This is a genomic window from Nitrospirota bacterium (assembly GCA_040757595.1).
Lineage (GTDB): Bacteria > Nitrospirota > Nitrospiria > Nitrospirales > Nitrospiraceae > JBFLWP01.
In genome coordinates this window covers 1-19,752 of record JBFLWP010000028.1, presented here as the reverse complement: position 1 = coordinate 19,752, position 19,752 = coordinate 1, and the positions used below count along the sequence as shown (strand labels likewise).

26 protein-coding genes are annotated in these 19,752 nt (G+C 64.1%); 20 read left to right on the top strand and 6 right to left on the bottom strand.

Annotated features, from left to right (window positions below; all coding sequences use genetic code 11):
• Positions 1-42: 42 nt before the first annotated feature.
• From AB1411_16810 to AB1411_16795, 4 genes are all read right to left on the bottom strand, one after another.
• Positions 43-1,173, bottom strand: a complete 1,131-nt coding sequence (locus AB1411_16810) for a phosphate ABC transporter substrate-binding protein (protein MEW6545252.1) — start codon at positions 1,171-1,173, stop codon at positions 43-45.
• Positions 1,174-1,335: 162 nt separating this feature from the next.
• On the bottom strand, positions 1,336-1,917 hold the full coding sequence (locus AB1411_16805; GenBank protein ID MEW6545251.1) for a hypothetical protein: 582 nt from the start codon (positions 1,915-1,917) through the stop codon (positions 1,336-1,338).
• Between the two features lie 27 nt (positions 1,918-1,944).
• Positions 1,945-2,526, bottom strand: a complete 582-nt coding sequence (locus AB1411_16800; GenBank protein MEW6545250.1) for a hypothetical protein — start codon at positions 2,524-2,526, stop codon at positions 1,945-1,947.
• 198 nt (positions 2,527-2,724) lie between these two features.
• Positions 2,725-3,828, bottom strand: a complete 1,104-nt coding sequence (locus tag AB1411_16795; GenBank protein ID MEW6545249.1) for a PstS family phosphate ABC transporter substrate-binding protein — start codon at positions 3,826-3,828, stop codon at positions 2,725-2,727.
• 356 nt (positions 3,829-4,184) lie between these two features.
• Between AB1411_16795 and AB1411_16790 the strand changes: the two genes are divergently transcribed.
• From AB1411_16790 to AB1411_16725, 14 genes are all read left to right on the top strand, one after another.
• The gene (locus tag AB1411_16790; GenBank protein ID MEW6545248.1) at positions 4,185-4,343 is read left to right on the top strand and encodes a hypothetical protein; all 159 of its coding nucleotides are present in this window, start codon (positions 4,185-4,187) and stop codon (positions 4,341-4,343) included.
• Between the two features lie 27 nt (positions 4,344-4,370).
• Complete coding sequence (locus AB1411_16785; protein MEW6545247.1) at positions 4,371-4,754, top strand: CBS domain-containing protein; 384 nt, start codon at positions 4,371-4,373, stop codon at positions 4,752-4,754.
• Positions 4,755-4,781: 27 nt separating this feature from the next.
• On the top strand, positions 4,782-5,264 hold the full coding sequence (locus AB1411_16780; protein MEW6545246.1) for a phosphate-starvation-inducible PsiE family protein: 483 nt from the start codon (positions 4,782-4,784) through the stop codon (positions 5,262-5,264).
• A gap of 383 nt (positions 5,265-5,647) precedes the next feature.
• Complete coding sequence (locus AB1411_16775; GenBank protein MEW6545245.1) at positions 5,648-5,851, top strand: hypothetical protein; 204 nt, start codon at positions 5,648-5,650, stop codon at positions 5,849-5,851.
• 41 nt (positions 5,852-5,892) lie between these two features.
• On the top strand, positions 5,893-6,147 hold the full coding sequence (locus tag AB1411_16770; protein MEW6545244.1) for a hypothetical protein: 255 nt from the start codon (positions 5,893-5,895) through the stop codon (positions 6,145-6,147).
• Positions 6,144-6,407 carry a hypothetical protein gene (locus tag AB1411_16765; protein MEW6545243.1) on the top strand — a complete coding sequence of 88 codons (264 nt, stop codon included), beginning with the start codon at positions 6,144-6,146 and terminating at the stop codon, positions 6,405-6,407. The genes AB1411_16770 and AB1411_16765 overlap by 4 nt, the downstream gene beginning before the upstream one ends.
• 123 nt (positions 6,408-6,530) lie before the next feature.
• Positions 6,531-7,541: a PstS family phosphate ABC transporter substrate-binding protein gene (locus AB1411_16760; GenBank protein ID MEW6545242.1), complete on the top strand. Its 1,011-nt coding sequence runs from the start codon at positions 6,531-6,533 to the stop codon at positions 7,539-7,541.
• Between the two features lie 108 nt (positions 7,542-7,649).
• The gene (gene pstC, locus AB1411_16755; GenBank protein ID MEW6545241.1) at positions 7,650-8,570 is read left to right on the top strand and encodes a phosphate ABC transporter permease subunit PstC; all 921 of its coding nucleotides are present in this window, start codon (positions 7,650-7,652) and stop codon (positions 8,568-8,570) included.
• Entirely contained in the window at positions 8,570-9,493 is a 924-nt protein-coding gene (pstA, locus tag AB1411_16750; protein ID MEW6545240.1) for a phosphate ABC transporter permease PstA, read from the top strand. Before pstC ends, pstA begins: the two co-directional genes overlap by 1 nt.
• Before the next feature lie 8 nt (positions 9,494-9,501).
• The gene (gene pstB / locus AB1411_16745) at positions 9,502-10,293 is read left to right on the top strand and encodes a phosphate ABC transporter ATP-binding protein PstB (protein ID MEW6545239.1); all 792 of its coding nucleotides are present in this window, start codon (positions 9,502-9,504) and stop codon (positions 10,291-10,293) included.
• Positions 10,294-10,379: 86 nt separating this feature from the next.
• A complete protein-coding gene (gene phoU / locus AB1411_16740) occupies positions 10,380-11,036 on the top strand; it encodes a phosphate signaling complex protein PhoU (GenBank protein ID MEW6545238.1) in 657 nt (218 codons plus the stop codon).
• Between the two features lie 118 nt (positions 11,037-11,154).
• Positions 11,155-12,708, top strand: a complete 1,554-nt coding sequence (locus tag AB1411_16735; protein ID MEW6545237.1) for a Ppx/GppA phosphatase family protein — start codon at positions 11,155-11,157, stop codon at positions 12,706-12,708.
• The gene (gene tmk, locus AB1411_16730; protein MEW6545236.1) at positions 12,705-13,457 is read left to right on the top strand and encodes a dTMP kinase; all 753 of its coding nucleotides are present in this window, start codon (positions 12,705-12,707) and stop codon (positions 13,455-13,457) included. The genes AB1411_16735 and tmk overlap by 4 nt, the downstream gene beginning before the upstream one ends.
• A complete protein-coding gene (locus AB1411_16725; protein MEW6545235.1) occupies positions 13,402-14,169 on the top strand; it encodes a thymidylate kinase in 768 nt (255 codons plus the stop codon). Before tmk ends, AB1411_16725 begins: the two co-directional genes overlap by 56 nt.
• Here AB1411_16725 and AB1411_16720 read toward each other — a convergent pair.
• Positions 14,166-14,669: a histidine phosphatase family protein gene (locus AB1411_16720; protein ID MEW6545234.1), complete on the bottom strand. Its 504-nt coding sequence runs from the start codon at positions 14,667-14,669 to the stop codon at positions 14,166-14,168. The genes AB1411_16725 and AB1411_16720 overlap by 4 nt on opposite strands.
• A gap of 121 nt (positions 14,670-14,790) precedes the next feature.
• Here AB1411_16720 and AB1411_16715 point away from each other — a divergent pair, with 121 nt between their 5' ends.
• The 5 genes from AB1411_16715 to AB1411_16695 are packed head-to-tail and all read left to right on the top strand — an operon-like array spanning position 14,791 to position 18,497.
• Complete coding sequence (locus AB1411_16715) at positions 14,791-15,618, top strand: CHAD domain-containing protein (protein MEW6545233.1); 828 nt, start codon at positions 14,791-14,793, stop codon at positions 15,616-15,618.
• Positions 15,619-15,669: 51 nt separating this feature from the next.
• Complete coding sequence (locus AB1411_16710; protein ID MEW6545232.1) at positions 15,670-15,999, top strand: metalloregulator ArsR/SmtB family transcription factor; 330 nt, start codon at positions 15,670-15,672, stop codon at positions 15,997-15,999.
• Positions 16,000-16,054: 55 nt separating this feature from the next.
• The gene (locus tag AB1411_16705) at positions 16,055-16,876 is read left to right on the top strand and encodes an arsenite methyltransferase (protein ID MEW6545231.1); all 822 of its coding nucleotides are present in this window, start codon (positions 16,055-16,057) and stop codon (positions 16,874-16,876) included.
• 35 nt (positions 16,877-16,911) lie between these two features.
• Positions 16,912-18,015, top strand: coding sequence for an ACR3 family arsenite efflux transporter (arsB, locus tag AB1411_16700; GenBank protein MEW6545230.1), 1,104 nt, complete (start codon positions 16,912-16,914; stop codon positions 18,013-18,015).
• Positions 18,012-18,497, top strand: coding sequence for an arsenate reductase ArsC (locus tag AB1411_16695; protein ID MEW6545229.1), 486 nt, complete (start codon positions 18,012-18,014; stop codon positions 18,495-18,497). The genes arsB and AB1411_16695 overlap by 4 nt, the downstream gene beginning before the upstream one ends.
• On the opposite strand, the gene AB1411_16690 is transcribed toward AB1411_16695, so the two are convergent.
• On the bottom strand, positions 18,451-19,152 hold the full coding sequence (locus AB1411_16690) for a response regulator transcription factor (protein MEW6545228.1): 702 nt from the start codon (positions 19,150-19,152) through the stop codon (positions 18,451-18,453). The two genes, AB1411_16695 and AB1411_16690, sit on opposite strands and share 47 nt — an antisense overlap.
• A 295-nt stretch (positions 19,153-19,447) precedes the next feature.
• On the opposite strand from AB1411_16690, the gene AB1411_16685 reads away from it, so the two are divergent.
• On the top strand, positions 19,448-19,752 hold a 305-nt coding region (locus tag AB1411_16685; protein ID MEW6545227.1), incomplete at its 3' end, for a hypothetical protein.

The window sequence follows — 19,752 nt, the reverse complement described above, 5'->3', positions numbered from 1 at the left end:
GCAGGACGGGTTTCACCCCGTCCTGCGCCGTCTGTGAGGAGGTCAGTTGGAGCTGGAGCCGGACGGGATCGAGGCGGTCTTCGTTCCACCCTCCAGCGCGGCCAGGTTGCTCTCGATCTGGCCCTTGGACAGGGGGTAGAGATTGGCCCTGACGACGGTCTGCTGGCCTTCGCGGCTGTTCACGAACTTGAGGAATTCGTCGAGCACCGCATTGCGGTCGCCCGAGTCCACATAGAGGTAGAGCTGCCGACGCAGCGGATAGCGTCCGCTCAACACGGAGTCTCTATCGGGTGCAACAAAGGGCTTCCCCTGATCCTCAGCCACGGGGACCGCACGGACATACGAGGTCTGAAATCCGGTGCCGGCATAGCCGATGCCCAGCGGGTCACGGGCGATGGCCAGGATCTCCGAGGCCGATCCGGGCATCTCCTTGATCTCGTCTTTCAGGTCTCCATCCAGGAGAGCGGATGTCCTGAAGAAGTCCCGAGTCCCGGAATTGCTGTCTCTGCCGTACAGATGGATCGGCTGGCGCTGCCAACCGTCCCGAAGCCCCGCCTGCCCCCAGGTCTTGATGTCTTCTGAATATCCACGCTTGCGAGCCGTGCCGAAGATCGCGTCAATCTGTGCCAGCGTCATCCCTTCGATCGGATTGTCCCGATGGACGTAGACCGTGACCGCGTCCGTGGCAACGGGAATGGCGAGGGGCACGTAGCCGTTCGTAGACGCGAAGGCTTCGATTTCCTTTTCCGTCAGCTCTCGGGACGACGCAAGCAGGTTCACCTCGGAGGCGCCGTTGTGTCCCTTGCGGGCCTTCTCCCCGCGGCGCTGCAGGGAGTAACCGAAAACGAACGATTTGATCGCTTCCCGTGATCCGATTCCTTCGACCATGATACGAACGCCGGGATGATAGTTCGTGAACTCGCCGGCGAGCTTGACCAGCAGCGGCCGCATCGTGTCCGAGCCGGCGATAGTCAGACGACCGGACAGCTCTTGGGTTGACGAATAGGCCTGCACCTGGGGATCAACTTTCGGGTTGGCCTGAGTGATTCCAGGATGCTCGGCGAAGGCCGATCCGGGTAGCAGCGCCATGGACAGGAAACTCACCAGGCCTGTCGCCATCGTCCAGAGCGTCCAAGGATGCCTGTTCAGCTTCTTTCCGTTGAGTTTCGGCATGTCCTTCCTCCTATGGATTGCGGATGATTGGGTGTGAGCCGGTCGCCGTCTGGACGAAGGCTTCAGCTTCCCTCACTTTCCGTGAGCATCATAAGGGGCGAGGATTGCGAACGTGTCATTGCCCTGTTACGTCCGTGTAAATTTTCTGGCAGGCCAGCGCACCTATTCCCGCTTCATTGATCCGATCGGATCGCTGAGAGGCCAGAATCGCCGTGCGATGGGGCTCCCGGTCTCACGTCCCAGTTGTTCGATGCCAGCAGCGATCAGGAAATCCACGACGTCTCGAAGGTCGTTGGACTCGCCGACGTTGGTCGCTTCTCCGATCCACGCCGGTCTGCTCGGATCGGCGATCGGGACTAGGCGCAGCTTGAGACGTTTCGCGTACTGGACCTCGCCGGGAGGTGAATAGACCACCTCATACTGACGGGTTATCTGGTTCATCAGTCTGGCCGGAGGAGCCGTGCTCGGCTCCGGCTCTCCCCCGTCCACGCCGTAGGAGAATTCCAGCCGATAGGCTGCTTCTTCGGGCTTTTCTGTCTCCCGGACTCCACGCGCGGTCAAGGCTCTTTTGAGCTGCCTCCTGACGTGCTGGTTCAAGTAAGGGCTCGCTCCCTGGTCATTGACGGCGACATAGATGCGCTGGCCGGTCAAGGTGACGGATGGTTGCTGAGCGGTCGCCTTCACGGTCACGGTCGTGCCGCAGCCCGTGAGCGCGGCGAGCAGCCCCAGCAAGCCAATCCCCACTGTCTGCCGGAGCCGGTGCGTCATGCTTCAGCGAAGCGGGGTGGAAGCGGAAAGTTCCGTCTCAGGGGGCAGGCGATCGAGATCCACCACGATGAACTTGCCGGGATCCACATACTTCCAGACGAGGGGGAAGTCGGATGAAACGAGCGCTCCGGGGGGATGGAACCTGACCGCAAACGAGCGGGCCTTGAGCGACATGAGGGGATCGGATGAAGGATCGAACTCCGTTGCCACGGCCTGGCTCATCACGTCCGAGGGACGGTTTCGGAAGTTGGCGAGCACGAAGTAGAGTTGGTGCCCCTCCATGAAGAGTCCCCCGGACGTGACCCCCACGCTGACGCTGGCGTCGGAGTACCGGCGATAGAAGGCCACCATCTCGTGGGGTGAAGCGGTGGCCAGCGCCTGGCTCAAGGCACCGGCCAAGGCCGGGATTTCTGAGGACGAGAAGGCCGGCACCTCTTCCGGTTTTCCCGTCACGATGCCCAGGACAGGGTCTCCCCGTCTCTGGACGCGAACGCCCCGGAGGATCTGGGTCATCCGCCCGGCGGTCACCTTGGTCGGATGGCTGTGGCCGGAGCCTGCCAGCGGATCGTTCCTCAGTTGAACCATCGTGCTCTGGTCCTGGTACGCGAGGCGGTGTTGAGGAGTTGACTCGCAGGCGGTGAGGCTGGCAACTGCCAGACATCCCGTTACGGCAAGCAGCCAAAGGCAGGAGGACCGATCAAGCGATCGGTCGGAGGAACGCGGTTCCTCCGACCGACCCTCGATCGGAATGCGATATCCCCTCGATCCGTGATCCTTCACTTCTCAGCGCGATGAGAAACCATTCTGCATGGAAACGGCTACGGGTCCGCCGGAGAGCGCCGCCAGATTGTTGGCGACTTCCCTCTTGGACAGCGGATACAGTTGCGCCTGCACCACGGTCTGCTGTCCTTCGCGGCTGTTCGCGAACTTGAGGAACTCCTCGATGATCGGGTCGAGCTTGGAGCCGGGAGCCTTGTCCACGTACAGGTAGAGGTGCCGCCGCAACGGGTAGCTGCCATCCAGGACGGAATCCGTGCTGGCCTTCACGAAGGGCTTTCCCGCATCTTCGGCCAGCGGGACCCTGCGGACGAGCGAACTCTGGAATCCGACCCCGGCATATCCGATGCCCAACGGATCGCGGGCGATGGCCAGGATCTCCGACGCAGAGCCCGGCTGCTCCTTGACCTCCTCCTTCAGATCCCCATCGAGCAAGGCGACCGCTTGGAAGAACCGGCGAGTGCCTGAGTCCTTGTCCCTTCCGTAGAGGTGGATCGGTTGATCGTGCCAAGCCTCCTGCACTCCGGCCTGCCCCCAGGTCTTGATCTCTTCCGGGAATCCCCGCTTCCGGTGCACGCTAAAGATCGCATCAACCTGAGCCAGGGTGAGTCCTTGCACCGGATTGCTGCGATGGACATAGATCGTCACCGCATCCATCGCGATGGGAATGGCGAGAGGCGCATAGCCGTTCGTGGTCGTAAAGGCCTTGATCTCCTTTTCGGTCAGCTCGCGCGAGGAGGCCAGCACGTTGAGCTCCGTGGCCCCGTCGGTTCCCTTACGGGCCTTCTCCCCGCGGCGCTGCAGCGAGTACCCGATGATGAATTCCCTGATCGCTTCGTCCGAGCCGACATCCTCAACCACGATCCGGACGTCCGGATGGTGTTTGGTGAACCCGCTGGCGAGCTTGGCCAGCAAGGGTTGCATCGTGTTTGAGCCGGCGATGGTGAGAATGCGTCCGGACAGGTCGGTTCTCGGCGCGTAAGAAGCGATCTCCGGCTCGACGACGGGCTTTCCGTTGACGCCGTCGTGCTCGGCTCTGGCACCGGCGGTCAGCCCAAGAACAAACAAGGCGTACAGCGCACTGGCTAACCGCATTGCGTGGCCATTCATTGCAACCTCCTGGGTGGGTCGTTGAACGTGATCCCCCGAGAGCCTCGGTCAATGCTTGTCATCTGGGTGAGTGCGATCACGCGAACGGTATTTAGCTCAGCGTGTAGATGAGTTCTCACATCACTGTCCTCGAAGGAGCCTGAGAGAAGCACGGTATAAGCCGATTCAAGAAATCTTGATCTGATAGGCATGTTGCTCGCCATGGATTTCAGAATTCTCCAGGCCATGTTACAGACTTGTTAACTTTGCGTGCCTGCCTGTCAGCCCGGAAGATTTACCAGACTCTTACATGATGTTGAACTGCGAGGAACAGTCCTGAGCTAGACTGCCCACGTCGAATCAAGGAGGTGTCGGCCATGGAGTTCGTCACGTTGCTCGTGTTGTTGGCGGGCCTGTTCGCTCCCCTACTCTATGCGGTGGCCACCCTGCTGGGGATGAAGCGGAAATCCTTCTATCCGCTGCTGCGGATCAGGAAGCGGGACGGGAGGCTGTCCATGGTCAAGGTGGAACCGTGACCAACCACCGCGCATAAAGGAGGAATCATGATTACCGCGAGACATCTGATGAAACAGGATCTGGCGAAGGTATCGCACCTGTCCTCGGTCTCGGACGCTGCCCAGGTGATGAAGGACCGGAAAATCGGGAGCGTGTTCGTCGAGCAACAGGGCCGGATCGTCGGAATCGTCACGGAGACGGATATCGTGCGGCAAGCCGTCGGACCGGGTCGGCCGGCGCGATTGATTCCGGTCCGCGAGATCATGAGCAGCCCAGTGGTCGGCATTGACGAGCACCGGCCGATCACCGAGGCGGCGGACCTCATGGAGCGGAACGGCACCCGCCACCTGGCGGTCCTCCGCTTCGGCTCCATCGTCGGCGTGCTGTCGGTGCGGGACCTGCTCCACCCGGTCGCGATTGACGAATTCTGAGCCATGACGGAGTCGGTCGGTTCCACAATGTCCCACGGACCTTCGCGCGGGGCCTGGCTCGTTCGGGCCATGGGGTTGACGGCCGAGCTGGACCTGACCCGGGTCTGGACGAAAGGGATCAAGCTGGTCCTCAGCCTCCTGATCCTCACGATCCTGGTCGGGCTGGCCGGCGGGGTCGTCAAGACGTTCCTCGATCTGCGGCTGCTCTTCAGCCGTCCGGTCGAGGTGGCGCTCCGCCAGGTGATCATTGACACGCTGATCCTCCTCGCCGTCGTCGAGGTGTTCAAGACCACCCTCACCTACTTCGCCGAAGGGCGGGTGAAGGTGACGTTCATCGTGGACACGATCCTGGTGGTCATGTTGACCGAGGTGATCGCCCAGTGGTTCAAGGGCGAACACCTGGTGGAGCTGGCCGTGCTCGGCGGGATCCTCCTGACGCTGGGCGCCGTTCGCGTCCTGGCCGTACGGTTCTCCCCGTTTCCCGGCGAGGGCGGCCGGGATTCGGGCTGACCGTAACCCGCATTATTCATGAACGCTTCTACTGCAATCGCGGATTCGCGGCTGCGACAAACCTGGCCGCGTCTTTCAGGCGGCCAAGCGGGCGGGCTCGCCGCTCAGTCGGTCAACGTGCTGCTGGGAACACGCTTCCCTCCTTCGCATCTCCACGCGCCCGTCTCGCCAAGCGACTGCGCGATTTCGCGACGAACCGTCATGAAGAACGCGGGTTGAAAAATTTACACGGCCGCAATTGGCCCTTAACCCGACCGACATGCCGGGCCTGTATGGTGGGCACTGTCAGATTCTCCTGTGAGCCCGAGGCCCCCGGGATTGTGCCCCCCGGGGGTGCCGGGTGCCGAGCGGGAGGAAAGAGAAGAGAAAGGAGGTGAACGCCGATGCGATGTCCTCACTTCATCGAGGAACGGACGACCGGAGCGACCTCGCTCTGCATCGCGGTCATCGTGCCTTTCGAGCCGAGCACGATCGAGCGCATTGACTACTGCACGACGGGGCGCCACCGGCACTGTCCCCTGTACCGGAACGCCAGCAACGACCTGTCGCTGGCGATCCACCGGGAGGTCGCCCGCGCCGTCGGGTGAGCCTCCCCTCCTCGATCTTCTCGCGGGAAGGAGCCTGCGTCATGAATCCTGAACGACCCCGCCCAGAAGCCCTTGTGCTGGAAGCCCTCAGTCAATCCGAATCGCTGACCATCGAGCAGTTGGCCGATACGTTGACCGAGCTGAGCTGGAGCGAGATCTTTCTCGCGATTGACTCGCTCAGCCGCCGGGGCGACATCATTCTCCGTCGTCATGGCTTCTCCTATGAGCTGTCTCCGGTCCGGCCGGACTCCCGTTATGCCGAGCTGCACGCGAGCCCGGTGTCCGGACGGAAATGACGGGTCTCTCGCGCGCACAGGCCATGGTTGATTGGGACTTCGTCTATCTCCTGCTGATCGTCGGTCTGGCCACGCTAAGCATAGAATTTATCTTTGTGTTCCAACAACATCGGGAATCGAACGGCTCCGGGCCCGCCGGCCTCGGGCAGGCGCTCAAGCAGGTCTTTGCCGCGTGGGCGATTTACATGGGCCTGTTCGCTCTGCTCTCAACCCTGGTGAGAGCCATGATTCACCTGCTGTGCACTTACTGCTCAACCTGAGCGCCGCGCTCGATTTAACGTGCCCTTAACACGTTGCACATCTCGCTGTAACCAGGGGAGTCCCATGCTTGTTTCCATGGTTGCGCCGGACGAAGCGCGACGAAGAAGCGGACTGAGGGAAGGATGGCAGGCCGCACCGTCAAGGGTATAATCGGGATCCCGGTCGTTATCGCGGCGCTCTGGTTGTGGTCGCTTTCCGGCCAATCGCACCAAGGCGCCCTTATCAGAGCCGACGGATCGAGCACGGTGTACCCGCCGACCGAGGCCGTCGCCGAGGAATTCCAGAAGGCCAAGCGGGGCCGCGCCAGGGTCATCGTGGGCATTTCCGGCACCGGCGGAGGGTTCAAGAAGTTCTGCCGGGGCGAGACGGACCTCGCCAACGCCTCGCGCCCGATCCTGAAAGAGGAAATGGAGCTGTGCCGAACGAACGGGATCAAGTATTACGAGCTGCCCATCGCCTTCGACGCGTTGACCGTGGCCGTCAGTCCCCAGAACACCTGGGTCACCTCGGTGACCGTCGCCGAGCTCAAGAAAATCTGGGAGCCGGCCGCGCAGGGCAAGATCGCCAGGTGGAGCCAGGTGCGTCAGGGCTGGCCGGACGCGCCGCTCGCGCTGTTCGGGGCCGGGCCCGATTCCGGGACCTTCGATTATTTCACCGAAGCCATCGTCGGCAAGACGAAAGCCAGCCGGGGCGACTATACCGCCAGCGAGGACGACAACGTGCTGGTCCAGGGAATCGAGAGCAACAAGCACGCGCTCGGCTACATCCCCTACGCCTATTACTCGTCCCACGCGAACAGGCTGAAGGCCTTGGCCATTGACGCGGGAAAGGGGCCGGTGCTGCCGAGCCTCGAGAACGTGACCAGGGGCAATTACCAGCCGCTGTCGAGGCCGCTGTTCATCTACGTGAAGGAGGAAGCGGCGAGGCGGGCGGAGATCCGGGAGTTCGTCGAATATTACCTGACCGAAGGGCCCAAATTGATTGCGGAGGTGAACTATCTCCCCCTGCCGGACAGGGCGTACGCGATGGGGTTGGAGCGCTTCAGAAAAGGGCAGCTCGGGACCGGATTCGGCGGCGTCCCGGAAGTCGGTCTGGCGGTGGAAGAAATCCTGAATCGTCCGCCGAAGCTCTAAACATTGGGCGGCGCCTGGCCGCTGCTTCGATTTGGTGGAATCGCAGGAACCCGAGGGGGTGTGCGTCGGATGGATGAGTCGCTGCTCGTCGCGCAAGAGACGGTTCGGATGACAGAGCCGCGCACCGAAACGCCGGCCCTTGCCCGACGCCGCCGACACCGGCTTCACGAGCGGCTGATCGAGGGGGCACTCTTCCTCGCCGCGTTGGCCTCCGTCGCCACGACCGTGACGATCGTGGCCGTCCTGCTCTACGAGTCTGTTGGCTTTTTCCGTACGGTCTCGCTCAAGGATTTCTTGACCGATACCTTGTGGACGCCGCTGTTCGCGGACCCCCGCTACGGCATCCTGCCGCTGCTGGCGGGGACCCTCGTCACCAGCGGCGTGGGGCTCCTGGTGGCGGTCCCGTTGGGCACGGTTGCGGCGATTTACCTTTCCGAGTTCGCCCCGGCGCGCCTGCGCGAGCTGATCAAACCCCTGCTGGAACTCCTGGGCGCCGTGCCCACCGTCGTGTACGGATACTTTGCTCTCCTGGTCGTCACTCCGTCGTTGCAGGTCCTCTGGCCCGATCTGCCCGGCTTCAACATGCTCGGGCCCGGTCTGGTCATCGGCATCATGATCATGCCGTTCGTGATCTCGTTGAGCGAGGATGCCATGCGCGCGGTGCCGATGACCTTGCGGGAGGGTTCGTACGCCATGGGCGCCACCCGTCTGCAAACCGCCTTGCGGGTCGTGGTGCCGGGCGCGATGTCCGGCCTGGTGGCGGCCTACGTCCTGGGGGTCTCGCGCGCGGTCGGCGAGACGATGGTGGTGGCGATCGCGGCGGGCCAGAATCCGAGCTTGACGTGGAATCCGATGGAGCCGGCGGCGACGATCACGGCCTACATCGTCCAGGTGGCGCTTGGTGATTTGCCGCACGGCAGCATCGGGTACCAGAGCATTTTCGCGGCCGGCCTCGTCCTCGCGCTCATGACCCTGCTCTTCAACGTTCTGGGCCATCTCATGCGCAGACGGTTCCGGGAAGTCTATTGATGCCGGGCACCGCATCCACACCGCTGCGACGGTCCCTGCTCCGGCGTAAGGTCGCCGAACGGATGTTCATGGCCCTGGGGCTGCTCTCCCTTGCCGTGGGAGTCCTCACGCTGGTGCTGTTGTTCGGCCGGCTCGTGGTCGAGGGGATGGCCCGGATTGACTGGCAATTCTTGACCTCCTTTCCCTCCCGCCATGCGGAGCAGGCGGGGATCTTGCCGGCGTGGGTGGGCTCCAGCCTGACCATGCTGGTGACGGCGCTCGTCGGAGTCCCGCTCGGCGTCGCGGCGGGGATCTACTTGGAGGAGTACGCCAGGAAGAACTGGCTCACGCAGTTGATCGAAGTCACGGTCACGAATCTGGCCGGGGTGCCGTCCATCATCTACGGCCTGCTGGCGCTGGGCCTGTTCGTGTACCTCCTGGGTCTGGGCGAGAGCCTGCTCGCCGCCGGTCTGACGCTGGCGTTGCTCATCCTTCCGATCGTCATCGTGGCGACGCGGGAAGCCATCCGGGCCATCCCGGTGGAGATTCGAGAGGCCGCCTACGCGCTGGGTGCGACCAAATGGCAGACCGTCCGGCATCATGTCCTGCCCTACTCGACCGCGGGGATCCTGACCGGCGTCATTCTGGCGTTGAGCCGGGCCATCGGCGAGACCGCTCCGGTCATCACGATCGGGGCCTTGACCTTCATCGCCTTTCTGCCGCCGGCTCCGCTCACGACGGACCCGCCGTTCGTGTCCTTCGAGTGGCTGCTCTCGCCGTTTACGGTCCTGCCGATTCAAATGTTCACGTGGGTGTCGAGGCCCGGCGCGGAGTTTCTCGCGAACGCCGCCGCGGCGGGAGTCATCCTGGTCGTGATGACCTTGGCCATGAACGGGGTGGCGATCTTTTTGAGGTATCGCGTGCGCAAACGGATCACGTGGTAGGAGGCGGCGTGTATACGGACGAATCCCATGACCGGCCGAAGCCGCTCAAGGCCGAAACGCGATCGCTCAGTTTCTCCTACGGCGGCCGCCCGGCGTTGAAGGCCATCTCCGTGCCGATCGCCGAGTGCCAGATCACGGCGCTGATCGGTCCCTCCGGCTGCGGCAAATCCACCTTCCTGCGCTGCTTCAACCGGATGCACGACCTCTACGCCGGCAACGGCTACGACGGGGAAATCATCCTCTATCCCGACGAGCGCAACATCCTGTCGCACGACATGGATCCCATCGAGGTGCGGATGCGGATCGCCATGGTGTTTCAGAAGCCCAACCCGTTTCCTAAGTCCATTTACGAGAACGTGGCCTACGGCCTGCGGGTGCGCGGCCTGGGCGCGCGGAGCCTGCTGGACGAAAAGGTGGAGCAGGCACTGCGGAGCGCGGCGCTGTGGGACGAGGTCAAGGACCGGCTGCCGGCGCAGGCGTTCTCCCTGTCCGGCGGGCAGCAGCAGCGGCTCTGCATCGCGCGGGCGCTGGCGACGGACCCGGAGATGTTATTGTTGGACGAGCCGACTTCCGCGCTCGACCCCATCGCGACGGCCAGCATCGAAGAGCTGCTGCTGACGTTGAAGCGGAAAGTGACGATTCTGATCGTGACGCACAACATGCAGCAGGCCGCGCGGGTGTCCGACTGGGCGGCCTTCATGTATCTCGGCGAGCTGGTGGAGTTCGGGCCGACCCAGCGCCTGTTCACGAATCCGGCCCAGAAGCAGACCGAGGACTACATCACGGGACGGTTCGGCTGAGATTCGGTGATGGGTCATGGGTGATCGGTGAAACCCACGGAGACTGCCCCCATCACACATCACTGATCACCCATCACGGGGGTTGAATGCAGCGGCATTTCGACGACGAGCTTGCCGATCTGAAGCAGAAGCTGCTGCGGATGGCGGCGCTCGCGGAGGATCAGATCAACAAGGCCCTCTCCGCCCTGGTGTCCCGCGACTCCGGCCTGGCCAAGCAGGTGATCGAACGGGACCACGAGGTCAACGCGCTGGACGTCGAGATCGACGAAGATTGCATCCGGCTGCTGGCGCTGCACCAGCCCGCGGCGCGGGACCTGCGCCTCATCACGACCGCGATGAAGATCGCCACGGAGCTCGAGCGGATCAGCGACCTGGCCGAGAACATCTGCGAGCGGGCCGTCGAGCTGAACGAGGAGCCGCAGCTCAAGCCGTACATCGACATCCCGCGCATGGGGAACTGGGCCCGCACGATGGTGAAAGAGAGCATCGACGCGTTCGTGAAGGGGGACGTCGCTCTGGCCCGGAAGGTCCTCAAGGACGACGATTTCGTTGACGACCTGACGCACCAGTTGTTTCGGGAGCTTCTGTCCTTCATGTTGGAGGACCCCCGCACGATCTCCCGTTCCATTCGCCTGACGTTCATCGCCAAATACATCGAGCGCATCGCCGACCATGCGACCAACGTCGCCGAGTTGGTCGTCTACCTGGTCGAAGGCAAGATCATCCGGCACACGGCTGGCTAGGGCCGTTCCCGCTGACTGGGCCGCGCGGACTGGCGGCTCGGTCGTCAACGCAACTACTTGAATATATTTGTAAAAGAGCCGATTGACTTGGCGCAGCCCTCCCTCTAAGCTGCCATCCATGACGAAGCTCGCCATCCTCGACATCGGGACCAATTCCATCCACATGGTTCTGGCGGAGGTCGAGTCCGACTTCTCCTACAAGATCCTGGACCGTTTCAAGGACATGACGCGTCTGGGGGACGGGACGTTCAAGGCGCATCGCCTCTCGGAGGCGGCCATGGCGAGGGGGCTGGAGGTGATCCGGACCCTGGCCACCCTGGCCCGCAACAAGGGCTATGACCGGATCGAAGCGGTGGCCACCAGCGCCGTGCGCGAAGCCAAGAACGGCGGCGAGTTCATCGAGGAGGTGGCCCGGCAGACCGGGCTGACGGTCCGCGTCGTGACCGGGCAGGAGGAGGCCCGCCTGATCTATCTGGGGGTCCGGCACAGCATGGACCTGGCCGATCGCTCGACCCTGGTGGTGGACGTGGGCGGAGGCTCGGTCGAGCTGATTCACGGTAATCCCAGGCGGATGATCCAGGGACAGAGCCTCAAGCTGGGCGCGATCCGGCTGAAGGACCTGTACCTCAAGCAGGATCCGCCGACCAAGTCCATGCTGCGGGAGATGCAGCAGGCCGTCGAATCGCAGTTGAAGGCGGCCCTGCAGCGGTTCCGGACCAGGGAGTTCGACCGGCTGGTGGCCACCTCCGGCATGGCGGCCAACCTCGCCGAAATCGTCTACCTGCGGCGCACCGGCCGTCCGATTCCCCAGATCAACATGGCCAGGATCGCCAGGAAAGAGGTCAAGGCCGTGGAGGAGCTGCTGCGGGACGCCAGCTTCAAGACCCGCCTGGCCATTCCGGGGCTGGACCCCAAGCGGGCCGACACGCTGCTGCCGGCCACCATGGTCCTCCGGATCCTGATGGACCGGATCGGACACGACGAGCTGACGATCAGCGACAAGGCGATCCGGGAAGGCTTGATTTACGACTTCATCGAAAAACACCGGGAAGGGATCAAGGCCGAGCAGGAGATCCCCAACGTCCGCCGGCGCCACGTCGTCTACCTGGCCCGCCGCTGCCATTACCCCGAGACCCATTCCCGCCACGTGGCCGAGCTGGCCGGGCGGCTCTTCGACCAGACCGAGCCCCTGCACGGCCTGGGGGAACGGGAGCGGGAGTGGCTGGAGTACGCGGCGCTCCTGCACGACATCGGCTATCTCATCAATTCTCGGCAGCACCACAAGCACGCCTACTACCTGATCACGCACAGCGACCTGTCCGGGCTGACGGCCGAGGAGATCGAGATGATCGCGAACGTCGCCCGGTACCACCGGCGGGCCCTGCCTCGGGACGACCACGCCCCGCTGAAGGCCCTGTCCTCGCGGAGCCGGCGGGTCCTGGACGTGCTGAGCGCGCTCCTGCGCATCGCCGACGCCCTGGACCGGAGCCACTTCTCGGTCATCCAGGACCTGGAGGTGAGGCTGGGGAAGCCCGTCACGATCACGCTCAAGACGGCGGGCGATCCGGAGCTGGAAATCTGGGCGGCCAAGAGCCGCGCCGACCTGTTTGAGCAGGTCTTCAAGCGGCCGGTCCACTTCGTGACCCGCGTTCCCGAGGGAGAGAGCCCATGAGCGCGGCGCCGTTGACGTTCGAGCAGCCCCATTCGTTTCCGGGCAAGCTGATCATCGTCGAGGGGATCGACGGGTCCGGAAAAAGCACGCAACTGCTGCTGCTCCAGAAATGGCTGCTGGCCAAGGGCTACAACGTGTTCTTCACCGAGTGGAACTCCTCCGAGCTGGTCCGCGAGACGACCAAACGCGGGAAAAAGAGCAAGGCGCTCACGCCGACCACGTTCAGCCTGCTGCACGCGACCGACTTCGCGAACCGGCTCTACCACGACATCCTGCCGCCGCTGAAGGCCGGCATGATCGTGCTGGCGGACCGGTACGTGTACACCGCGTTCGCGCGCGACGCGGTGCGCGGGGTCTCTCCGGCCTGGGTGCGCAAGCTCTACAACTTCGCGATCCGGCCCGATCTCGCCTTCTACTTCAAGGTGCCGATCGAGATAGCGATCGGCCGGCTCCTGGGCGGGACGAGGGCGCAGCTCAAGTACTACGAAGCCGGCATGGACATGGGGCTCAGCCAGGACTTGACCGAGAGCTTCCGCATCTTCCAGTCCCGCATCCTGGCCGAATACGAGAAGATCGTGGACGAGTACGGGCTGATCACGATGGACGCGACCCAGGAGATCGAAGAGCAGCAGAACGAGATGCGCCAGCGCGTCTCTCAGGCGATCGAGCACTACAAGCCGAAACGGGGCACGCATGGAAAACGGGAGGCGCTATTTTGGCGACGGTTTGCCGTACCTAAATCTGAGTGACCTGAAGGGCAAGCTGATCGCGATTGAGGGAACGGACGGCGTGGGCCGCTCCACGCACATCGAGCTGCTCCAGGAATGGCTGGAGGTGCAGGGGTACGGGGTCGTGACGACCGGCTGGACTAGATCCAGCCTGATGTCCAAGACCATCGAGGTGGCCAAGCAGGGGAACATCCTGGACCGTTGGTCCTTCAGCCTGCTCTACGCGACGGACTTCGCGGACCGGCTGGAGCACCAGATCATCCCGGCCCTGCGGTCCGGCTTCATCGTTCTGGCCGACCGGTACATCTACACGGCCTTCGCGCGCGACACGGTGCGGAGCGGAGACCGCAAGTGGATCCGGGACGTCTTCGGCTTCGCGGTCGTGCCGGACCTCGTCTGCTACCTGCGCATCGACGTGGACACGCTGGCCTTGCGGGTCATCGAGACCAAGGGCATGAACTACTGGGAGTCCGGGATGGATTTGAAGCTGAGCGCCGACCTCTACGACAGCTTCAAGAAGTACCAGGCCATGCTGATCGAAGAGTTCGACAAGATGGCCGAGGAGTTTTCCTTCGAAGTGATCGACGCCCGCAAGCCTCCGGAGGAGATCCAGGACCTCCTGCGCGCGAAGATCGAGCCCCTGCTCAAGAACGGGAGGCAGAAGCCGGTCCGCCTCGCGGAGCCGGCCGAGGAAGCTCCGGCCGAGGGCCGGCTGGGACGTGCGGGCGACTAAGTTTTCCCCAGCTCCCTGAGCTGGGACGGAGTCAGCCACCAGCGCAGGAGCCCCTGCCCGATTTTCGGACCCCGCTCGAACCGGACGCAGCAGGCCCCGGCCTTCTTGAGCGAGAGCCCGCCGACCGGCTTGCCGAACAGCATGACTCCGGCCGCCTCGCCCAGGTGGGGCTCATGGCCCACGCAGATGACGCAAGCGTCTTCAGGCAGGTTGGCCAGCAGCGGGAGGAGCTTGTCCGGCGGAGCGTCGGGCACGAGCTCTTCGCAGGCCTGTAGCTCGACCCGCGCGCGGGAGACTTCGCGGATCAGCCTGGCGGTCTCCAGTGCCCGGACGAAGGGGCTGGCGAGCAGATGCGTGGGCGTGATCCCCAGCTTCACCAATCCGCGCACCGCCTGCCTGGTCTTCTCGATCCCCCTGGCGGTCAGCGGCCGTTCCGGCTCCGGGCCTTTCCACTCTTCCCGATCCACGGCGAGGCCGTGTCTGAACAGGAGGCAATCCATAGGGACGGGCAGTCTAGCACAAGTCATCGGGGGAGCTGAAGCGCCTTGATCGGTTTCCCGGTTCGTGCTAGGGTTTCTCCATCCGTCGCAAGCTCTCCGTCAAATTCTCACGTTTATTCAAATGGTTGCGATTGAAAATCGGCCGGGGGACGATCGGGCTGCCAGGTACCGGGCCGTGGTGTTCCACGCCCTCGAGCGATTGTCGCAGGGGGATGACCGGTCCAAGACCCTGCACCGGCTGCGGACCCACCTCAGGCGGTTGCAAGCGTATCTGGAATTGGTTGGCGAGACATCGAACGCCGAGGTCATGGCCGACTGTGTCTCTCGCCTGAGTCCGCTCAGGACCCTTCACGTCTTTGAACGGTACCTGTCCCGAGCGGACGCTCCCCGTTCCGATCTGCGCCTGGTCAGGAAACGGATCCGCAAGAGGCTGGCCAGGCTCCGGCGCCGGCAGGTCTATCGAGAGATTGATCGGCTCGTGCGCGAGCATGCGCTTCCTCCCACCCCGACCCTGGCCGGGTGGATGGCCCACCGGCTGGCCGAGCTGCGGCAGGCCAACATGGACGGGCTCCGGACGCTGGTGCAGGAAGCCCAGGCCAAGCCCAAGCGGAAGCGGCTTCATCAGCTGCGGCTCAAGATCAAATCCGTCCGGTATCAGGAAGAATGGGCGCTCGGCCGTCCGGGCGAACGGCCGGACATGGTCGGGTGGTTGAAGCATGCCCAGTCGGTCCTGGGCGAATACGAGGAACGGGCCCAGTTCCGCCGGCTGGCGCGCAAGCTGGCGCTGAAGTCCGTCGCACGGGTTGAGAAGGACTGGCGGCAGGCGCGCAAACGGGCCAGGGTCCTGCCGGCTCACCTGGCCGAGCTGTTGGAGGGGATCGCTCGCGGACGTGTTCGACTCCTTGGGTCGAGGTCCAGGGAGGGTCGCCGGGCCGTCGGGTTCCAGTGAGCGTCTCCTTCGGCCCTTGACATTTCAAGTTTGGTTGATATATTGACTGCCATGTCTCTCGTCGGAACCCGCTCATTGGATCAAACCGCCCGCTGGTTCCATGCCCTGTCGGATGAGACGCGCCTGCGGATCATCGACTGTCTCGCCGAGTGCGAGCAGTGCGTCTGCGATCTGACGGAGGTGCTCCAGACCGGGCAGTCACGCTTGTCCTTCCATCTCAAGACGCTCAAGGACGCGGGCATTCTCAATGACCGGCGCGAGGGCCGGTGGATTTACTATTCCCTGAACCGCGAGACGCTGGAGCAGATCGCGGACCTGCTGGCGTCGTTCAACAAGCGGAGGGCACCGGGACGGTCGCAGACCCGTTCCTGTTGTGAGTGACTTTTTTTGCCCGAATCCATCAACGGAATTTGTTGTGGTGACTGGGAGGTGGACCATGAGAAAGGAAGACATCAAGGCGGTCGTGCGAAGCCAGTACCGGCAGGCGGCGCTGGAGGCGAAAGGCGGCAGGAGCTCCTGTTGCGGGCCAGCCTCTTCAACCGATCACTGGGACCCGATCACCTTCGACCTCTATCGGGCTCAGGACAAGGAGGGGCTTCCGGCCGAGGCGCTCGCGGCTTCACTCGGCTGCGGCAATCCCACGGCCCTCGCCCAACTCAATCCGGGCGAGACCGTACTGGACCTGGGCTCCGGAGGCGGCATTGACGTGTTTCTCTCGGCGAGGCGCGTCGGGCCGACCGGCCGGGCGTACGGCCTGGACATGACCGACGAGATGCTGGAGCTGGCACGCGAAAACCAGCGGAAGGCCGGCGTGGAGAACGTGGAATTCCTGAAGGGCGAGATCGAGCAGATCCCCCTGCCCGACGGGTCGGTGGACGTCGTGATCTCCAACTGCGTCATCAACCTGTCCGCGGACAAGAACAGGGCCTTGGCCGAGGCCTTCCGGGTCCTGAAGCCGGGCGGCCGGCTCGCCGTGTCCGATATCGTGGTCCGCGGCTCCGTGCCGCCCGAGATTCGCCGGAGCGTCGAGCTTTGGGCCGGTTGCGTGGCCGGCGCGCTGGAGGAGTCGGAGTACCGGGACAAGCTGGCCGCGACCGGGTTTGCCGACATCGAGGTGGAGCCGACCCGCATCTACCGGGCCGAGGACGCCAGGGAATTCCTGCAAGGGGCGGGACTCGACACGGCCGCGGTCGCCGCGTCGGTGGACGGTAAGTTCATGAGCGCCTTCGTGCGGGCGCGCAAGCCGACGAAGGCGTGACGGGTGACGCGTGACACGTGACGAAGGGTGTGGTGATGGAAGTTGCGCTGCCCGTGGCGTCCGCCGCTCCGCCGGCGAAGCGGCTAAACCTTTTCGAGCGATACCTGACGGTCTGGGTCGGCTTCTGCATGCTGGCCGGAGTCCTGTGGGGCACCTGGGCTCCGACCACGGTCCAGGCGCTCCGGAGCCTGGAGCTGGGCCAGGGCAGCCAGATCAACCTGCCCATCGCCGTCCTCATCTGGCTGATGATCACGCCGATGATGATGAAGGTGGACTTCTCGTCGTTGAGGCAGGCAGGCGCCCGTCCCCGCGGGCTCCTGATCACCCTGCTCGTCAACTGGGTGGTCAAACCCTTCTCGATGGCGCTGCTCGCCTGGCTATTCTTCCGGCACCTCTTCGCCCCCTGGATCGCGCCGGAAGAAGCGGACCAGTACATCGCCGGCTCGATCATCCTGGCCGCGGCCCCCTGCACCGCGATGGTTTTCGTGTGGAGCTACCTCACCGACGGGGATCCGGCCTACACGCTGGTCCAGGTTTCGGTGAACGACCTGATCATGCTGGTCCTGTTCGCGCCGATCGTCCGCTTCCTGGTGAGCGGGGCCTCCTCCCTCTCCGTCCCGTTCACGGTGCTGCTCACCTCCGTCGTCGCGTTCATTGTCATCCCCTTGACCCTCGGGGCCCTGCTGCGCGGCTGGCTCGTGCGTCGGCACGGGCGGCACTGGTTCGAGCAGGTGCTCCTCCCCCGCTTCGCGCCGGTGACGGTCGCGGCTCTATTGGCCACCCTGGTCCTGATCTTCGGCTTCCAGGCCGGCAACGTCACGGGGCGGCTGGCCCACGTTCTGCTCATCGCCGTCCCCATCCTCCTGCAGGTCTACTTCAACGCGTCCCTGGCCTACGGGCTGATGAAACTGTGGCGAGTTCCCCACTCGGTGGCCGCTCCCGGGGCCCTGATCGGGGCCAGCAACTTCTTCGAGCTGGCCGTGGCGACCGCGATCGCCCTGTTCGGCCCGGAATCCGGGGCTGCGCTGGCGACCGTCGTCGGCGTGCTCGTGGAAGTGCCGGTCATGCTCTCGGTCTGCTCCCTGTGCAACCGCACCCGGCATTGGTTCCCTCAGGAAACCGTGATGGGTGATGCGTGACGGGTGATGCGCAAAATGGCGAGCGGAGAGAGAAGAAACGCGTCCTGTTTTTGTGCACGGGGAATTCCTGTCGCAGCCAGATGGCGGAGGGGCTTCTGCGTCACCTGGCCGGGGACCGGTTCGAGGTGGCCAGCGCCGGTACGCGGCCGGCCGGACTGAACCCCGGCGCCGTCGAGGTCATGCGCGAGATCGGCCTCGACATCGCCCATCACCGGTCCAAGGGGATCGAAGAGTTCCAGGGAGAGACGTTCGCCTACGTCGTCACCGTCTGCGACCGGGCCAGGGAGAGTTGTCCGGTGTTCCCCGGTGCGGCAACGGTCCTGCACTGGAGCTTCGACGATCCGGCGGCGGCCCAGGGAACCGAGGAGGAACGCCGGGCAGTCTTCCGCCGGGTCCGGGACGAGATCGCGAGCCGGATCGAGCGCTTCGTGGAGGCTACGGCCGGAGGGACGAGAGCCGGTACCCGCCGCCGGGGGCCCTGAGGATGCTGCCCGCGCAGAGCGCCCCGTCGTTGAGCTTCCGGCCGAGCTGCTGGATCTGACGGTCGAGCTCGTGGTCGTGGATCAGACCGTCTTCACCCCAGAGATGCGCGATCAACTCCTCGCGGCTCACCAGACGGCCAGCTTCCCTGGCCAGGTACCGAAGGAGCCACCATTCCAGACCGGAGAGCTGGATGGCCTGCCCGTGAAGCGAGACGACAAACCGGCTCTCCTCCAGGATCAGTTGCCCGTTCAGGTAGGATTCCTTCGACGCGGCGGGGGCACGGCTTCGCCTGAGCACAGCCTCGACCCGCGCGAGGACTTCTCCCGGGCTGAAAGGCTTCACGACGTAATCGTCCGCCCCCAGCCTGAATCCCCCCAGCCGATGTTCCTCTCCGCCCAGCGCCGAGATCATGATGATCGGAGTGGCCTGGGTCCCCGGGTCATCCCGCAGCCTCCGGCACACCTCGTAGCCGTCTATTTCGGGCAGCATCACGTCCAGCAGGATCAGGGCCGGATTGAGCCGTCTGACGTCGTCCAGGCCGGTCAGTGCATGGTGCGCGACGTTGGTTCGGTACCGGGCCTCCCGAAGCGTGTGGTCCAGCAACTGCGCGTGCAGGGGCTCGTCCTCGATGATCTGGATGATCTCCAGGGGCACGGCCCTACACCCTAGCCGCTTCCGTTAACGACCCCATCGCGACCCCGTTAACACCCTGTTAAAGCTCCGCCGTTCATGTTCCTGTTGAGCCCCTCTGCCATTTTCAAAAGGCGAGGGATTGTTAACGAACTTGTAACAAACCGGAAATGGCTCCGTCATGATTCCTGAGTAAAACCCCCATCCAACCTTGACAATCGGGCTCGTTCCATCCGTGTGGCGGCGGTATCCAAGTCAGGCAGGAGAGGGGGCGAGGATGAGGCAGAGAAGGCAGCGAACGAAGCGGATTGTCTCTGGGATGGCATTCGGGATTGCGCTGGCATGGTGCTTCGTGCCGGGGACGGGAAGGGCGGAAGAAACAGTCATCCAGGGGCCGACGATACAGGCGCCGCCGGTCTCGGTGACCGAGCCGAAGTCCCTGTCGGAAGGCCACGAAGAGCTACCGAAACCACAAGGGGAACGGCCGACGGAGGGGAGGAGCCTGGCCGTGGAGAGCACGCCGCTGGAGGACGTGTTGCTGGAGAAGGGCGTCATCAACCGGGACGACTGGCTCCGGATCAAGGCGGAGGAGGAGCGGCGCCAGTTCGAGCGGGCCACGGAGAA